The 16,966-nt window shown below is 39.2% G+C and carries 12 protein-coding genes; 3 read left to right on the plus strand and 9 right to left on the minus strand.

From position 1 onward, the window contains the following. Positions 1-42: 42 nt before the first annotated feature. Together ABDZ97_RS09085 and ABDZ97_RS09090 are read left to right on the plus strand one after the other, a co-directional pair. The gene (locus ABDZ97_RS09085) at positions 43-1,413 is read left to right on the plus strand and encodes a T9SS type A sorting domain-containing protein (RefSeq protein WP_343786764.1); all 1,371 of its coding nucleotides are present in this window, start codon (positions 43-45) and stop codon (positions 1,411-1,413) included. 135 nt (positions 1,414-1,548) lie between these two features. Next, positions 1,549-5,541 carry a PKD domain-containing protein gene (locus ABDZ97_RS09090; RefSeq protein ID WP_343786766.1) on the plus strand — a complete coding sequence of 1,331 codons (3,993 nt, stop codon included), beginning with the start codon at positions 1,549-1,551 and terminating at the stop codon, positions 5,539-5,541. 70 nt (positions 5,542-5,611) lie between these two features. Here the strand turns inward: ABDZ97_RS09090 and ABDZ97_RS09095 are convergent, their stop codons facing one another. Both ABDZ97_RS09095 and rluF read right to left on the minus strand, forming a co-directional pair. Beyond that, positions 5,612-6,568, minus strand: a complete 957-nt coding sequence (locus tag ABDZ97_RS09095) for an isopenicillin N synthase family dioxygenase (protein WP_343786768.1) — start codon at positions 6,566-6,568, stop codon at positions 5,612-5,614. A gap of 116 nt (positions 6,569-6,684) precedes the next feature. Beyond that, on the minus strand, positions 6,685-7,413 hold the full coding sequence (gene rluF, locus ABDZ97_RS09100) for a 23S rRNA pseudouridine(2604) synthase RluF (protein ID WP_343786770.1): 729 nt from the start codon (positions 7,411-7,413) through the stop codon (positions 6,685-6,687). Positions 7,414-7,532: 119 nt separating this feature from the next. Between rluF and ABDZ97_RS09105 the strand changes: the two genes are divergently transcribed. Beyond that, entirely contained in the window at positions 7,533-9,701 is a 2,169-nt protein-coding gene (locus ABDZ97_RS09105; RefSeq protein WP_343786773.1) for a PAS domain-containing protein, read from the plus strand. Here ABDZ97_RS09105 and ABDZ97_RS09110 read toward each other — a convergent pair. From ABDZ97_RS09110 to ABDZ97_RS09140, 7 genes are read right to left on the minus strand one after another with little or no spacing between them, the layout of a single operon-like run. Further along, a complete protein-coding gene (locus ABDZ97_RS09110; RefSeq protein WP_343786775.1) occupies positions 9,698-11,755 on the minus strand; it encodes a hypothetical protein in 2,058 nt (685 codons plus the stop codon). The two genes, ABDZ97_RS09105 and ABDZ97_RS09110, sit on opposite strands and share 4 nt — an antisense overlap. 38 nt (positions 11,756-11,793) lie before the next feature. Next, positions 11,794-12,561, minus strand: coding sequence for a toxin-antitoxin system YwqK family antitoxin (locus ABDZ97_RS09115; protein WP_343786777.1), 768 nt, complete (start codon positions 12,559-12,561; stop codon positions 11,794-11,796). Further along, a complete protein-coding gene (locus tag ABDZ97_RS09120) occupies positions 12,558-13,106 on the minus strand; it encodes a D-glycero-alpha-D-manno-heptose-1,7-bisphosphate 7-phosphatase (RefSeq protein WP_343786779.1) in 549 nt (182 codons plus the stop codon). Before ABDZ97_RS09120 ends, ABDZ97_RS09115 begins: the two co-directional genes overlap by 4 nt. Continuing rightward, a complete protein-coding gene (locus tag ABDZ97_RS09125) occupies positions 13,093-13,803 on the minus strand; it encodes a nucleotidyltransferase family protein (RefSeq protein WP_343786781.1) in 711 nt (236 codons plus the stop codon). Before ABDZ97_RS09125 ends, ABDZ97_RS09120 begins: the two co-directional genes overlap by 14 nt. Continuing rightward, positions 13,785-14,813 (minus strand): GHMP family kinase ATP-binding protein, encoded by a 1,029-nt coding sequence (locus tag ABDZ97_RS09130; protein ID WP_343786783.1) that lies wholly within the window; start codon positions 14,811-14,813, stop codon positions 13,785-13,787. Before ABDZ97_RS09130 ends, ABDZ97_RS09125 begins: the two co-directional genes overlap by 19 nt. After that, positions 14,810-15,937, minus strand: coding sequence for a glycosyltransferase (locus ABDZ97_RS09135; RefSeq protein WP_343786786.1), 1,128 nt, complete (start codon positions 15,935-15,937; stop codon positions 14,810-14,812). Before ABDZ97_RS09135 ends, ABDZ97_RS09130 begins: the two co-directional genes overlap by 4 nt. Beyond that, positions 15,937-16,875 carry a glycosyltransferase family 2 protein gene (locus ABDZ97_RS09140; protein ID WP_343788021.1) on the minus strand — a complete coding sequence of 313 codons (939 nt, stop codon included), beginning with the start codon at positions 16,873-16,875 and terminating at the stop codon, positions 15,937-15,939. The genes ABDZ97_RS09135 and ABDZ97_RS09140 overlap by 1 nt, the downstream gene beginning before the upstream one ends. Between the last annotated feature and the right edge of the window lie 91 nt (positions 16,876-16,966).

Here is a 16,966-nt window from a genome sequence, read left to right on the forward strand (position 1 = left end):
TTAAAAAATTATATATTTGCTTAAATAAAAGGAGGGGAATCAATGGGGAGAGTTTTGATTTTTAAGCTTTTTATAGGACTGCCGTTACTACTTCATTTAATTAGTTTTTCACAATCAAGTGTAACGCGTATTTATACGGACCATAATGGCTTTTTTACAAGTGCTGTAGGTAGTCCTGTATCTGTTGATGTGGCAACACATCATTTATTAGCTTTTCAAACGGGTGGGACTGTATGGTCTACAGGAGTGGATGATGTAACGTTGACAACGAATTCAGTGACTTTTTCAGCACAAAGTTTTCAGGCCATGCCGGCATCGGTTAATGGGAATAACAGTAGTGCTGTAATTGGAATTGGTCGACAGTATGGCGGATATATAGGGTCGGGAGGATGCAACCCTTCTGTGGCACCACCCTTCGGAAGTAATGTATCAGCCTATTTAACGGATGGAACAAATGGATTGGATATTTCTACTGCTATTTTTAATATCGGAGGAGACATTGAATACGGTGTTTCGGCAATTGCTGATGTATCCATAGGAGATGGTATTCCGGATATACTGATTACACAAACGGGAGATCTGAACAGTTTGGTCGGAGATCGATTCCGCTTTTTGGACGCATCAGATAATATTGTAGGTAACGAGGTACAGGTTAACTTCTCCGGAGTGGATATTGTTGCAAGACCGTATTGGAAGTTCTATGATCTGAGTGATTTAAGTTGCGGAGCCTCTACGGCAAGTACGCGGGATCTCCGGCTTCTTGTGTTTGACTTTGCTGACCTGGGAATAACCACATCCAACTATTCGGATATTGTCAAATTTCAGCATCAGATGACTCCTAACAGTGATATTGCATTTGTTGCATACAATACAACTTCAATAGATATTATGCCTATAACGTTGCTGTATTTTACAGCAGAAATGAAGGGTAGAGAAGTTTATTTGAGCTGGAAAACGGCTTCTGAGCTTGATAATGATTACTTTACGGTAGAGCGCAGTCAGGACGGTATTGAATGGGAAAAAGTAATTAGACACCCTGGGGCAGGTAATTCTCAGGAAGAAATTAGTTACGAAGAAGTTGACCTTCAGCCTTTACCTGGTCTTTCTTATTATCGATTGAAACAAACTGACTTTGATGGAACAACTTCTGTTTCTGATATTGTAGCAGTAAATTTTGAAGACAAAGCGACCGTCGTTTATCCTAATCCGGTGGAAGATGTTTTATTCATCCGCGGAAAAAATCTAAAATCATCTGAATTATTTATTTCTAATCCTGTTGGGCAAGATGTAACAACGATGATTCCGATTATTTCTGCCGGAAATAATTTACTCCAATTTGATAGCAGCAAATTAAAATCCGGATATTATTTTATCCATTGCAACGGAGAGGTTTATCCGTTTCATAAACAATGATTTGAAGATAATTTCTTCTGCTCGTTTTTTATACACGACACTATTTCCTCCTATCCCTACCATCTAAGAAGCCTGGAGCAAAAAGGCAACAGTTAGATAAAAAAGTCGTCAATTGTATAATGTTAACCTGTTTCTATGTTTAAACGAAATCTATTATTACTGGTACTAAGCCTGAATATTTTTGTAGTATTCGGACAAAATGAAGCCAATAACTGGTATTTTGGATATAATGCCGGATTAAGTTTCAGTACAGATCCTCCGACACCTCTTACCAATGGTGCACTGGTTACAGGAGAGGGAAGTGCTGTCATTTCAGATGTAAATGGTAATCTGTTGTTTTATACAGATGGAAGTACAGTCTGGAATGCTAATCACGTAGTTATGCCTAACGGAACTGGGCTTTTGGGAAATAGTTCCTCTGCACAATCAGCAATAATAATTCCGAAACCGGGAAGTTTAACTAACTACTACATCATTACTGTTCCAGTGAATGGAACAGTTGGTATGCGATATTCTGAAGTGGATATGACCTTAGATGGTGGTTTAGGAGGAGTATTACCTGCTAACAAAAATACCTTTATGTTTCAACCCTCGTCAGAGAAAGTAACAGCTATTAAGCACGCGAATGGTGTATATTATTGGGTTGTGGGACGAGGAAATAGTTCGGACAGAAATTATTATTCTTTTTTGATAGATTGCGAAGGAGTTAATTTAACACCTGTAATATCATCGAATGTAAGTTTGACTAATGGAGAGAATTGGGGATATCTTGTAGGTTCTCCGGATGGTACTAAAATTGCATCTGCGAGTAGTTCATCAGGAATTGAAATTGCTGATTTTGATAATTCAACAGGGCTTATTTCTAACAATTTGTTTTTAGGTTCTTTGAACTATTCTGGGGTGACGGGAGGAAACTATGGTATCGCTTTTTCATCCAATAGTACCGTTTTGTATGCTTCAAGTATACATTCCTGGGCACTGGTCCAATGGGATCTTACAGCTGCAAATATACCTCTTTCAAATACATTAATTGGTTATACCAGTGGTAGTGGAGGAGCACGGCCTAATTATAGAGGTGGTGCATTACAATTAGCGAAAGATGGTAAAATATATGTAGCGGAAACAGGATTAAGTTCCCTGGGAGTGATTAATTCTCCTAATACAATTGGTACTGGTTGTAATTTCGTCAATTCTCAGGTGTCCCTTGGTGGACGTGTGTGCAGATTAGGACTACCTCCTTTTATGACCTCCCTTTTTATGGAAGAATCAGAAATTATAACTTCAAACGAATGTGTGGACGATTCCACCCATTTTTCTGTTAGTGGAGCAGGAATCCTGGATTCGTTGCGATGGAATTTTGGAGATCCTTCCTCTCCTGATAATGAAAGTAATTTAGTAAACAGTGCACATGTATATTCAAGCCCCGGACAATATACAATTACTTTGATTCGGTATTTAGATTGTATTTCAGATACAACAATAGCAGATATAACAATTCATGATTACCGAAGATCGACAAGAGACATTAGTTTGTGCAGACAAGGAACGTATACTTTACCTGGTGGAGGAATAGTAAGTCAGTCGGGTACGTATTATGATACGATTTCTTCCCAAACAATTCCTTATTGTGATAGTGTTATCACAACTATAATTTCTATCCCGGATGTTAATTTTACAGTGTCCGATGATGATACGATTTGTCGGGGTCAAAACACTCAACTACTTGCGCAGGGAGCCATGGAATATAGTTGGCAGACGGACCCCTCATTAAGTGCGGATGATATTCCCGACCCTATAGCCACACCTTCGGCTACAACAACATACTATGTGACGGGAAAAGTTCGGATAGGGAATAACTTAGTTGAAAACGGGGATTTCGAAAATGGAAACACAGACTTTAGTTCTGGTTATATGTACGGTGATCCTGATGCAATATCCGGCCCCGGTTATTATACAGTGAACACGGGTGTTACTAATACCTGGTGGCCTAACTGTGGAGACCATACCTCTGGAGCTGGAAACGCTTTAATTGCAGACGGAGCGGATGGTACATCGGGTGTTCCTTCCGGAACTAATATTTGGTGTCAGAATGTATTAGTAGAACCTAATACAGAATATGCATTTTCTTTGTGGTTAACAAATGCCAATAGTGCCGGAGCGACTTCATTACTTGATTTTTCTATTAATGGAGCACAGATAGGAGCGACACAACAAACATTGTTGGCATCTTGTCAGTGGAATGAGTTTTATGTGATATGGAATTCAGGTAGTAATACGGTTGCTAATATTTGTGTTAGCGAATCATCAGGAACGCAGCCAGGAAATGACTTTGCTATTGATGACATTTCACTGTACAAACTTTGCGATGTTGTGGATAGTGTAACTATTGTAGTAAGTGATCCGCAAATACAGGTTGATGATCAGAGAAATGTTACCTGTTTTGGTTTGAGTGATGGAAGTGTAACCGTTTCCTGTACAGGAGGGTTTGAAAATTATAGCTACAGTTGGGATTCAACGCCAGTACAGAATACGGCTACTGCAAGTGGTCTGCCTGTGGGAGGATATACTGTGACAGTTGTGGATCGGTTTAACTGTTCAGTTAGCGAAAGTATAACGATAACTGAACCGGACGAACTAGTAGCGATTGTTTCCGGAGTTTCAAATGCGTCCTGTTTCGGTTCAGATGATGGTACTATTGAAGTGGGAGTCACCGGAGGAACTGGGCAGTACATCTACAGTTGGAATACAACTCCTATTCAAACGACATATATAGCGAATAATCTGGAAGCAGGGAGTTATACGGCTACAGTAACAGATGAAAACAATTGTTCTGCGACCGTCACTCAGGTGATTACTGAACCAACAGAAGTTGAGGTGACAAGTACTCAGATAAATCATGTTTCGTGTTTTGGTTTAAGTGATGGGAGTACAACTGTTGAGGCTAGTGGGGGAACAGGTAATCACACATACGTTTGGAATACGAATCCTGTACAGAATGGAGCAACAGCTAACGGGTTGAGTGCAGGAACCTATCAGGTGACTGTAACGGATGAGAATAATTGTACCAGCAGCCTTGAAATAGAAATTACGGAACCAGATGATTTACTGGTAACATTGACCTCTGACGAGATGCTGGTATGTCCCGGAGAAAACGTCACTCTCTTGGCAGTAGCGCAGGGAGGTACTCCAGGTTATACAATTAACTGGAATAATGGTTTACCTGTCGATCAATGGAGTCCGACAGTAACGATGACAACCCCGGAAACTTATTCGGCTACTGTCACTGATCAAAACCAATGCTCTGCTACTGCTAGTATTACAATTGATGTTGTTGTTCTTCCTATCGCGAATTTTAATGGAAGTAATCTGGTAGGTTGTGCTCCGCTTGATGTTCAGTTAAATAATTTATCTACAGGTGTGTACGCCACCTGTGAATGGGAGATTGAAAATGAGGGGGTAATTACTGATTGCGGTACCGTAGAAAGACAGGTAAATTCATTGGGGTGTCACGATGTTACCCTTACATTATATACAGTTGAAGGGTGTTCAGTAGATATTACGATGGATAATTACATTTGTGTTGAACCACAGCCGGTAGCCAATTTTTCAGCCAGTCATTATGATTTAACAACATTAGACACAGAAATAGAATTTACCAATCAATCCCTTCATGCGACAAACTATGAATGGGATTTTGGAGATGAGTTTGGGTATTCTAATGAGGAACATCCGACGTATGTGTACAGTTATGAAGAATCTGATGTATACCTGATAACTTTAATTGCTTCGAACAATATTGGTTGTGCTGACACAACTTATCAGGAAATCAGGATAACAGAAGAAGAGCTGTTTTATGTTCCGAATACCTTTACACCAGATGGGGACAAGTTTAACCCGGTGTTCAAACCGGTTATCACTTCAGGTGTTGATATTTATGACTACAGGTTACTTGTTTTTAATCGCTGGGGTGAAATTCTCTTTGAATCATATCATCCGGAAGTAGGATGGGACGGTACTTATGGTGGTATACCATGTCAGGACGGAGCGTATATCTGGCAAATAGAAATGAAATCAACGGAAAGTGATAAGAAAAAAATTGTTACCGGACACGTTAATTTATTGAGGTAACCTGGTCCTTTCGCAGGAATGAAAAAGGAGCTTTGTACAAGGCTCCTTTTTACGTAAATTGTAATGCTATTTATTTTAGAAGACCAATTTCACGAAGTCTTTCTTCGAGATACTGACCAGCTGTAATGTCCTCATATTGTTGAGGGTTTTCTTCTGTAACACAACTATCCAGACAATTCAACTTCATTTCGGGACGAGGATGTAAAAAGAAGGGGATCGAATAACGACTGGTTCCCTGCAAGGCTACAGGTGGATTTACTACCCGGTGTGTAGTAGAACGCAGACGATTGTTTGTTAATCGTTGAAGCATGTCTCCGACATTAACAACAATATGATCTTCAATCTGTGTAACAGCTACCCATTCATTTTTCTTATTCAAAACCTCCAGTCCGTCTGCAGATGCCCCGATAAGTAATGTAATCAGGTTGATATCTTCATGTTCACCTGCACGCAAAGCATCCGGGTCGGGATTAACAATAGGAGGGTAGTGAATCGGTCGTAGAATACTATTTCCGTTATGAATTTTATTATCAAAATAGTTCTCATCAAGTCCTAAAAATAAAGCCAGAGCAGATAATATAGAACGTCCGGTATTTTCAAACGTCTTATACGCATCTTTTCCTGTAGGTAGAAATGAAGGTAGCTCATCAACAGAAACATTCTCCGGATATTCTGAACGAATCGGGTCGTTATCTTCCACAAATTGCCCAAAATGCCAGAATTCTTTTAAGTCTCCTGTCTTTCGGTGTTTTGCATGCTCTTTCCCAAATGATGTATATCCTCTTTGTCCTCCTAATCCCTGAATTTCATACTTTAGTTTGGTCTCTTCAGGTAAAGCAAAAAAGGATTTTACCGAACTGTATAAACGATCAATGAGGTCATCACTTATTCCGTGATTTCTGACAGCTACAAATCCAATTTCTTCGTAAGCGTTACCGATTTCACGAATAAACTTATTTTTTCTTTCCTGATCTCCGGATAGGAAATCGGATAAATCGACAGAAGGAATTCCTTGTGGTACTTGCATAATCTCTAATTTTACGTTCTCAAAAGTAGAGAAACTTTGCTAGTTTACCAATAGTAATTAAAGTGAGAGTTTTTGTATCAGATGATTCCCTTAAGTTGTACTACTTTGATAGGAAATCAGGCAATTTTATTCGAGTCCTCAAGAAGATCGTTTAACCGTTGAAACTCTATTGGTGTTAACTCTCTATATTTGCCTACAGGAACGTCCAAATGAATATTCATAATACGAACCCGTTTCAGTTTTTGTACTTCATATCCCAGATATTCGCACATTCTACGAATCTGACGGTTGAGTCCCTGAGTAAGTATAATACGGAATTCGAAGCGTCCTAATTGTTCAACCACACATTTTTTGGTTACTGTGTCAAGAATAGGAACACCATTTCCCATTTTTTGGATAAAATCTTTTGTAATCGGTCGATCTACTTTAACAATATACTCTTTTTCGTGGTTATTGCGAGCACGAAGAATTTTATTGACAATATCCCCGTCATTGGTAAGAAGAATCAATCCTTCACTGGGTTTGTCAAGACGTCCGATCGGAAAGATTCTCTTGTGATAACCAATGTAGTCAATGATGTTGTCTTTTTCAACTCTTCGATCTGTTGTACATACAATGCCTACCGGTTTATTGAATACGAGATAAACAAATTCATTTTTTTTGGTACCGACTTCTTTTCCATCTACGCGAACTTCATCGCCCGGAAGGACTTTGGTACCTACTTCAGGGACTTTACCATTGATAGTAACCCGATTTTCTTCAATGAGTTTGTCTGCAGCACGACGGGAACAATATCCCACTTCACTGAGGTATTTATTAATCCGGATTGCTTTGTCGTCACTCATGTCCGCAAAATTAATTATTTGAAAGGAGTCAAAGTGGAGAAATCAAAATATTTTCGTAAATTCTCAAAAGGAGAAACATTTGGTGTACTTTTGAACGAATAAGTTAACCACCATTAATTATGAATGCGGAAGATGAAAACCAGGAGGAACTGGTAGCAAGAATCCGGGAACTTGAAGAGCAGCTGGCTGGTCTAAAGGATCAGTTACGAAAATCTCATTCTGTTGTTAAGGTTCCCGGGCAACTACAGGATATTTTTACCGAGGCAGAGAAGCGGGTGGATTCCTATTTCAGTGATTTGGAAATAAATCCTGAGAAGGGAATGATAGATATAGACGGGGATCGTTATATACTGGTAAGAGCTTCCGCGCTTTCATATGATTTCATTCATACAGTAACCCGGATGTATGCGGATAGTTCTCCGGAAAAGGCTTTTGAAGAAGGAAAAAATTTCCTTTTCGATATAGGACACGTCATCGGAAGGGAAGACGCGAAACTATTTCATCAAAAGATAAAAGTAGATTCCGAATTAGAGAAACTGGCAACCGGACCTGTTCATTTTGCATACACCGGGTGGGCTTCGGTCATTATACATCCTGAAAGTAAACCGGTTCCGGGGGATGACTTTTTTCTCAAATACAGTCATCCGTACTCTTTTGAAGCAGATAGCTGGATTAGTAAAGGAGAAAAATCTTCTCAACCGGTTTGTGTCATGAATGCAGCTTATTCGGCTGCCTGGTGTCAGGAGAGTTTCGGAATGCAATTGTCGGCTGTCGAAATTACCTGTAAAGCAAAAGGGGATGAGCAATGTACATTTGTTATGGCACCACCTGACAGGATCGCAGATTACCTAAAGGGATACCAGAAGGCGGAAGACGAAGAAATAAAAGTACCCTTTTTCTTTGAACGTAAACAGATCACTGAACGACTCCGGGAGAATGAACAGCTTTTGCAAGATGCTCAGAAAATGGCCCGACTGGGAAGTTGGTATTTTAATTTGCAGACAAAAAACCTGATCTGGACGGATGAGTTATACAGGATCTTTGAATTTAAAAATGAATACAACCCGGATTTATATCAGAATTACCTGAGTCGTTATACACCGGATGAGTTGCCAATTCTTAAAGATCATGTAACAGCCGCTATAGAACACAAGAAAAAATACAATTTTCGTCATTCGATTGTCATGGATGATGGACGGATAAAATGGGTGTATTGTCTTGGTGTACCGGTTGAAAATAAAGAAGGGGAAGTGGTTGCACTGAAAGGGATTGTTCAGGATATAACCAATGAGGTTCAAAAGGAAATAGAGTTAGAATCCTTTTTTGATTTATCTGTGGATTTAATGGCCGTTGCTAATGATAATTATTTTGTAAAGCTCAGTCATTCCTGGAGTGATTTACTGGGCTACTCGCTGGAAGAAATGTACTCCCGACCAATAACTGATTTTGTACACCCTGATGATGTAGCTGTAACAAATGAAGAAATTAATCATTTGAACAATGGAGAAATATCCCTTCACTTTGAGAATCGTTATATCTGTAAGGATGGAAGAGTGGTTGTACTATCATGGAGTTCAGCACCTCATTCGGCAACCAACCATGTGTATGCAACGGCAAGAGATATTACAGAACAAAAAGCGGAGGAGGAGCAGTTAAAACTAACCATCTCTGAAAAAGAGACTTTGCTACAGGAGATTCACCACCGGGTTAAAAATAATTTGCAGGTTATCTCCAGTTTGTTATCACTACAATCAAAAATGAATGAGGAGAATCTAGAGTTGAAACGATTGTACGATGACAGTATTAACCGGATTAAATCAATGGCTTCTTTACATGAGTTGTTTTATAAATCGATAGATAGAGATCGTATTAATTTTGAGGAGTACACTAACAAACTTGTACTGGATCTATTGTATTCATTCAGGGGAGAAGCACATAATATTCGACCTGAGATCATTGTTCGGGATGTTTTTGTAAATCTGGATACAGCAGTACCTTTAGGGTTGTTGATAAATGAAATCATAACGAACTCTCTGAAACATGGATTTCATGGAAGAGAAAATGGAAAGATTTATATTCGCCTGCAAAAAACAGGTAATGGAGAATTGTGTCTTGAAATCGGAGATAACGGAAGCGGTTTTACATCGGGGATAGATATTTCAGAAGCCGAATCAATGGGATTAATCTTAATTTCCAGTCTTGCCGAACAATTGGAAGGTGAAATTAAAAGAGACATGAACAGGAAAGGGACGCATTATACATTACGATTCAAAGAAATCATTCTTTAGTAACTTCCATTCCATCTACGGATAAACCATTCGGTTCCAAACAGGGCGATGAGTAAGAAGAATAACCATTTCAGATCAATACTGTTTGAGAATGCTGTTTCCTCAAATTTACGGGAAGCAATGTCTTCACGTTCACGAAGAAGAGATTCAACAGTTTCCAATTGATCAGCGGGTACGAAAGTCCCTTTTGTTTGTTCTGAAATATCCTTTAGAAGGGTGAAATTTGCCGTAAGGTTCAGTGATTCTGAACTTGACTCTGAAATAATCAGGTCACCCAGTTTTGTGTAACTTTTTCCTTCAAATTGGGTGCTGGCTTTCCATTTATAGGCTCCTGCTTTTAGTTTTCCAAGTAATAATGTATAGTCTTCCAGGCGTGTTCCGAATGTGTAATTTGCAATTTTAGTATCATCAATATCCATTAGCGTAAGTTGAATCTCAGGTTCAGTGATACGTTGGAAAGCATCGTTATAAAACTCGGCTCTGAAAACAAGATCTTCCCGATCCGAAGAATTAGAAGGAGGGAAGATTCGGAGTTTGTCCCGGTTTGATTTTACAGTAAGGTATTGTAATGTCTTATCCCAAAGTTCTTCAAACGCAGTATTGTCTGTAAATCGATTGTATTCAAACAATTTCCATCTCCAGATTCCTTCACCGTATAACACGGCACTTTTCTTATTTCCATTTTCAAAAAAGGTGAGAAGAGGCTTATTGGTTGTTACTGTACCTATCCGTTGGTAGAAAAGTGTATTACCTTTGTCGTTGATGGACTGTGCATAAGGAACTGTTAACGGAGGGAAGTTTTCAATACGGTTGGAAAGTTTTTCGGAAAATAGAATCGTAGTAAAGTCGGGATTCTTATGCGTTGTTACAAAGTCTGTTTTTCCGGGTGCTACACCACCTACACTAAGGGATAACGGACGTAGATCTGAGCTCGCCGTGAGCATTGCCAGATAAGGTGTGGATGAGGTTCTTACTTTATTCCACAATGACAGGTTTGCAGTAGGATTATGAAAGATAATCAGATCACATTTAGGGACTTCATTAACTTTTCGGGCATCTAATAAGTTCAAGTCCGTATTCTGATCTTTTCTCAGAACAGATTGTAAAGCACCCAAATCAGGATGTATGCCTCCATATAAAATGGTTACTTTTCGTTTACTCTCTAATATTTCGATATAGTGAATCTTTTCGTTATTCTTGAGTGTAAACTCTTTTTCATCTACAGATACGAGTGCTCGCAGAGATTGTATTCCGGGTTGGTTCGCTTCAATCATAAACTCTTCCGAAAAAGAGAAAATCTGATCAGAGACAAGGATCTTTTTTTCTGCAATATTCTTTTCTCCGATAAACAAGGAGATATTTAGTTCTTTCCCCTTGAGCCGTGTAGCATTTCCTTCAATTTTAACAGGGAATAAGTTCCCTCTGAAAGCAATCTGATTCGCTATGATACTATGAACGGCAGCATCTTTTTTGGTAATCGTATCACCTGTTCCAATAGTGAATACGGGAGTGAATTTAAGCCGCTGCGCTTCAAATACGGGATTAATTCCCCGGTTGAAGTTTCCATCGGTTACCAGTAGAATGGCCCCGGGATTTTTGTTGATATATAATTCACGAATATGTCTGAAAGGGAGTGACAAGTCAGTAGCAGATCCAGAGAAAGAGTTTTGAAGACTATCGGTAACTCCATCCGAAAAGGATAAACGTTTGATATCAAATTTATCAGACAGACGATCGGATAATTCGGTAAGTTTTTGGTTCAGTTCTTTTTGTATAAAAACGGAGTCTGCATAATTCAACATGGAAGCTGAATTGTCGGTAGCAATAAACAGGATTGGTTTTTCAGTTCTGTAGCGTTTTCTTTGAAATATAAGCCCGATTAAAAGCAAGAAAATGATAAAGATACCTAGCGAACGAAGCGCAAAAAGAATCTTTTTAATGAGAGGTGAAAAGCTGGAATCTTTTCCTTTGAAATAGTAATACCAACTAACGGCAACAGAAAATAGAAGAGCCGGAAGTAACCACCATAAACTAATCTCGGAAAGAAGCTTCATGTCGTAAAAATAATGAAAAGAAATGGTCTTTGGACGGACTATTCATTAGGGTTTTTTCCTTCGGCCTTTAATCGATCAAGATGAGCAGTAAGTTTATCTCCTTTCAGCTCTCTTCCGTTCCAGAAATAACGTCGTCCGATTTCTTTTCCATTTTCGTCGTATCCCATCCACCAACCATGTTTCAGGTTGTTTTTGTAGCGTTCAATAATCATTATTTTTCCATTCGGATGGTATTTTTTTACGACACCGTCATAATTTTCATTTACATAGGTTCCTTCTGATTTAAGTGTGCCATTCGGAAAGTACTCTTTCACTTCGCCACTTAACTTACCGTTTTTATAGTGGTATTCCTGGGCAACTTGTTGTGTTTTTTGTTCTGCGTGTTCGGGTATGTAATAAATTGTTTTTTTTCCGTGAAGTGTACCGTTCTTAAAGGTTTCTTTATAACTTGTATGACCTGAAGGAGCAAAATGTGTCCAAACCGAATCTTTTTGTTGATTCACGTATTTTCCGTAAGCCATAAGTTTTCCGTCTTCTTCGTACATAACGGCCCGACTGACCGTACCATTATTCTCGAATTGCATGATGGCCTTTACTTTTTTGGAAGGGTAGTAGTACGTAAATTTTCCAAATGGTTTTCCATCTTTAAATTGTCCTTCGTATTGAGGCACACGGCTATTTTCAAAAAGAACGATCCATTTACCCTGTTTTCTTCCCTGTGCGTCAGTTTGGTTCGGACCTTGTGATAGAAGCGTGAAGTGCGTGCTGACGGTTAGAATGAATACCAGTACTTTTATGCTGTTCATAGTTTGAATAATTTTATACAATCTGCTAATTTATCACAATAATAATCGGATTTTTCAATCGCATCTTTTTCTTTTCCTATTCTTACAGTTATCATGCCAAGATTCTTTCCGAAAGCAATGTCCGAATCTGAATCACCAACCATAATAGATTTGGCAAAATCAATTTCGGGAAATAATTCTTTTGCCTGTAGTCCCATTCCGGGTTCCGGTTTCCTGAATGAACTGTTTTCCACTGCCAGTTGAGGCGCATGTAGTATCGCATCGAATTTTCCACCTGCACTTTCAATCTGTTTCCTCATATAATCATGCACTTCAGATAAGTTACATTCTGTCATGTAACCTTTTCCGATACCTTGCTGATTGGTAACGACAATTATCCGACCAAATATTTGGGAAAATCCGGCAATAGTATCAGGTACTCCGGGCAAAAAAATAAATTCTTCCGTATGTTTTACATAACTGCCAACAATACGTTCATTTATCACGCCATCCCGATCAAGAAATAGCGTCCAGGTTTTGTCTATTGTTTGATTATCTAATTTCACGTTGTGCTTTTTCGTAATCTTCGGGGATTCCTATGTCAATGAAATACCCTTCCATTTCTAGTCCACAAATTTCCGAACTCCCGGCTAATTTTTCAAGGAAGTCTTTTTCAAAAGAGAAACGCGAGGGGAAATCCAGTTTTCTGAATTTTTTCAGATCAATGAAGTAAACTCCTGCATTGATTAGCGCATTTTCAACAAGCCTTTTTTCATTAAACCCGATGATTTTTTCCTCATGCAGAATAACTTCTCCGTAACGATCTCCGGAAACAATCCGTTTTAATGCCAGAGTACAGGTAGCATTTTGGGAATAGGAACGTTTGATGAATTCATGAAGGTCAATATCAAAGAGTGTGTCGCCATTTAAAATTAGTGCGTATTCACTATCCGGTATTGATTCGACAGCTAGCTGAATAGCTCCACCTGTTCCCAAAGGCTGTAATTCTTCAACATAGCGTAGGGCAGAGGGAGTGTTTGGTTGATCAAAATAATTTATAATACTCTCTTTTTTATAGCCGACGCTTACAATCAGGTTGTTCATCCCCTGTTTTCTCAGGCGATCTATCAGAATTTCAAGAAAAGGTTTTCCGTTCACCGGAGCCATGGGTTTGGGTACGTCCGGAACAGCAGATTGAAGACGGGTGCCTTTTCCTCCTGCCAGAATAATGCAGGGGATAGTATTTATGTATGTACGGTCCATTTTTCTGCTCCTGTTTCAGTAAATTGGTAAGGAATCACTTTCCCTCCAAAATCATTCAATGCACGTATTACATCATATCTTCGGGTTCCGGCAGCGTAGAATATCATAAAACCACCACCACCGGCTCCGGATATTTTACCTCCCAGTGCTCCTGCTTTTCTGGCAGCTTCATAACATTGTTCAATCCGTGGGTTACTGATACCCTGTGCCATGTTTTTCTTGTTTAGCCAACTTTCATGTAGCAAGTGACCAATTTCATCTAACTCTCCCTTCAGCAGGGTTTCTTTCATGGAAAAAGCTTTTTCACGAACTACATGCGTTGCCTGAAGCGAGGAAGATTCTCCCTTACGGATATTTTGTTGTTGTACTTCAATAATATTTGCTGATTCCCGGGACGTTTCCGTGTAATACAAAATCAGGCAGAAAGCCAGCTCATTTCGCAATTTTGTTCTGACCCGTAAAGGGTTGACAATCACATATTCATTCGCTCCAAATTCCATGAAGTTAAAACCACCAAAAGTAGCAGCGTACTGATCTTGTCTTCCTCCCGCCATTTTCAGATCGTTGCGTTCAATTTCAAAAGCGAGACGGGCAATATCATATTCTCCAAGAGGTAGTTTTAACCATTCGGTGAAAGCAGTAACCATGGCCACAACAAGGGTAGAGCTGGTGCCTAATCCCGATCCGGAAGGTACATCCATCGAAGTGACCAATTCAAAAGAAAGGGGCTGTTTAGTGAATTCTTTTACAATTCGGTTATAAACTCCTTTTTGAAGATCCAGTTCTCCAGTGATATCAAGTACTTCTGTACTTTCCAGTACAATACGTTGGTTGTTGTCTTCCGAATGAAAAATGATCTTTCCATCCGTTCGGGGAATGATCGTTGCGTGGGCATATCGGTTTATGGTTGCATTCAATACAGCTCCGCCATATTGATCTGCATAGGGGCTGACATCAGTTCCCCCACCTGCCAACCCTATTCGAAAAGGTGCGCGTGCTCGAATGATCATTTGTTTGTAATTAAGTTAAGTAACTGATCTGTAAAAGAGGACCAGGAGAATTTCTCCTTTTCCGTAGTAACGTGTGAGCGGAACTCTTCTTCTTTGTTTTCACCAAAATAGCGATCTATTGCTTTTCTGATTTCATGCTCATCCGGTTGAACCACATAACCTACATAATCGTGTTTAACCATTTCAGGAAGTCCGCCTGTCTGGGTTACAATCATAGGGCAGTTAAACTGATAAGCAATTTGTGTTACACCACTTTGCGTTGCTGATTTGTAAGGCTGCACAACAACATTTGCAATACTAAAAAAGTACTTTACCTGGGAGTCAGGGATAAAAGAGTCGAACAGGTGAATATCGTTTTCCAGCTGCTTCGACTGAATAATTTCAAGGTATTTCTCTTTGTCGTTATAAAATTCTCCGGCAATAATTAGTTTTACTTCTGAACGGGAGTCCGAGCCTGCATAAGCGTTCAGCAAAAGGTCAAGCCCTTTGTAATCCCGGATTACGCCAAAAAATAAAATGTATTTCTGGTTTTCAGGAATATTCAAGAATTTTCCTGCTTCTTTTCGGGCAACAGGAGTACCGAAATTATCATATAAGGGATGTGGACAGAATTTTCTTGGTTTTTGTGTGTCAAATGTGCTGAGATCTTTTGCTACTGCATCAGACATATAAATAAAACCGTCTACAGCTTTGAGGAAATAACTCGTGAAAATACGGTCTCCCGGACGTTTTTCATGGGGAATAACATTATCCAGAACAGAAATGACTTTTGTTTTTTTTCGAATAGATCCAAAACGTAAAACGGATCCTAAAGCCGGTCCCAGTAGTGGAATCCAGAATTTGGAAATAATCATGTCCGGTTTCTTTTTCCGGATCTTTCTGCCTGCCACTAACCAGGAAAAAGGATTTACGGAATTAATCCATCTGTGTATTGTAAGATTAGTGGGTGCAGGTTCGTCAGAATACTGCGTTTTTCCCGGGAAAAATAATTTGGGATACTGAACCGTAAATGAAACAATTTCAACATTGTGTCCTTTTTCGATTAATTCACGTGCAAGCCGCTCATTAAAAGAGGCTATTCCTCCGCGAAACGGATGTGCAGGACCTATGATGATAATACGCATTAAATCTCTTTTTCAATTAGATAATGGTTACGCGTGGTTGAGTTTCTTCCGATTAATTCAGCAGTAAATCCGGCAAGGAAAAACTGAACACCCATGATCATGGATGTTAGCGAAATGTAAAATTCAGCACGACTGGCAATCAATCTATTCGTCTTATCAATAAAGAGCTTTGAAATCCCTAACCAAAATGCAAATGCGAATCCGACGATGAAAAGAAGTGTTCCTATAGCCCCGAAAAAGTGCATGGGTTTCTTGGAGAAGCGACCCATAAAAACAACAGATAACAAATCGAGGAAACCATTCATGAAACGGTTGAGTCCAAATTTGGTAGTACCATACTTTCTTGCCTGGTGGACAACGACTTTTTCTCCGATTTTTGTAAATCCGGCGAATTTTGCCAATACTGGTACATATCTGTGCATTTCACCATAAACTTCCACACTTTTGACAACGACTTTTTTGTAGGCTTTTAAACCACAGTTAAAATCGTGTAAACTAATTCCTGTGAGCTTACGGGTTGCCCAGTTAAATAACTTCGTAGGAATTGTTTTAGAGATAGGGTCATGACGTTTTTTCTTCCAACCCGAAACCAGGTCGTAATCCTCCTTCATGATCATGTTATACAATTCAGGGATTTCATCCGGACTGTCTTGCAAGTCCGCATCCATAGTAATAATAACCTCTCCTTTGGCAGCTTCGAATCCAGCAAACAGAGCAGCTGATTTTCCGTAATTTCGCTGGAACTTAATTCCTCTTACTTGTGTGTTTCTGGAATGAAGCTGTTGAATAACTTCCCAGGACCGATCTTTTGATCCGTCGTTAATAAATAGAATCTCATAACTGAATTGATTGGCAGTCATTACTCTTACGATCCAGTCATGTAATTCGGGAAGCGACTCCTCTTCATTGTAAAGAGGTACCACAACAGATATATTCAGTTCATTGTTTTCCACAGTACGAAAATTGCTCTACTCGCAAATATAGTTCTTTAATTTTTAGAGAGAATTGAATATCGGATGAATTTAATCC

Origin of the sequence: Wandonia haliotis (assembly GCF_039523435.1) — a bacterium.
In the GTDB taxonomy this organism is placed as follows: Bacteria; Bacteroidota; Bacteroidia; order Flavobacteriales_D; family Crocinitomicaceae; genus Wandonia; species Wandonia haliotis.

Bases quoted from the DNA above. Each gene is read 5' to 3' on its own strand.
- ABDZ97_RS09110 (WP_343786775.1), bottom strand. From the start codon at position 11,755: ATGAAGCTTCTTTCCGAGATTAGTTTATGGTGGTTACTTCCGGCTCTT.
- ABDZ97_RS09105 (WP_343786773.1), top strand. From the start codon at position 7,533: ATGAATGCGGAAGATGAAAACCAGGAGGAACTGGTAGCAAGAATCCGG.
- ABDZ97_RS09115 (WP_343786777.1), bottom strand. From the start codon at position 12,561: ATGAACAGCATAAAAGTACTGGTATTCATTCTAACCGTCAGCACGCAC.
- ABDZ97_RS09085 (WP_343786764.1), top strand. From the start codon at position 43: ATGGGGAGAGTTTTGATTTTTAAGCTTTTTATAGGACTGCCGTTACTA.
- rluF (WP_343786770.1), bottom strand. From the start codon at position 7,413: ATGAGTGACGACAAAGCAATCCGGATTAATAAATACCTCAGTGAAGTG.
- ABDZ97_RS09095 (WP_343786768.1), bottom strand. From the start codon at position 6,568: ATGCAAGTACCACAAGGAATTCCTTCTGTCGATTTATCCGATTTCCTA.
- ABDZ97_RS09125 (WP_343786781.1), bottom strand. From the start codon at position 13,803: ATGGACCGTACATACATAAATACTATCCCCTGCATTATTCTGGCAGGA.
- ABDZ97_RS09135 (WP_343786786.1), bottom strand. From the start codon at position 15,937: ATGCGTATTATCATCATAGGTCCTGCACATCCGTTTCGCGGAGGAATA.
- ABDZ97_RS09130 (WP_343786783.1), bottom strand. From the start codon at position 14,813: ATGATCATTCGAGCACGCGCACCTTTTCGAATAGGGTTGGCAGGTGGG.
- ABDZ97_RS09090 (WP_343786766.1), top strand. From the start codon at position 1,549: ATGTTTAAACGAAATCTATTATTACTGGTACTAAGCCTGAATATTTTT.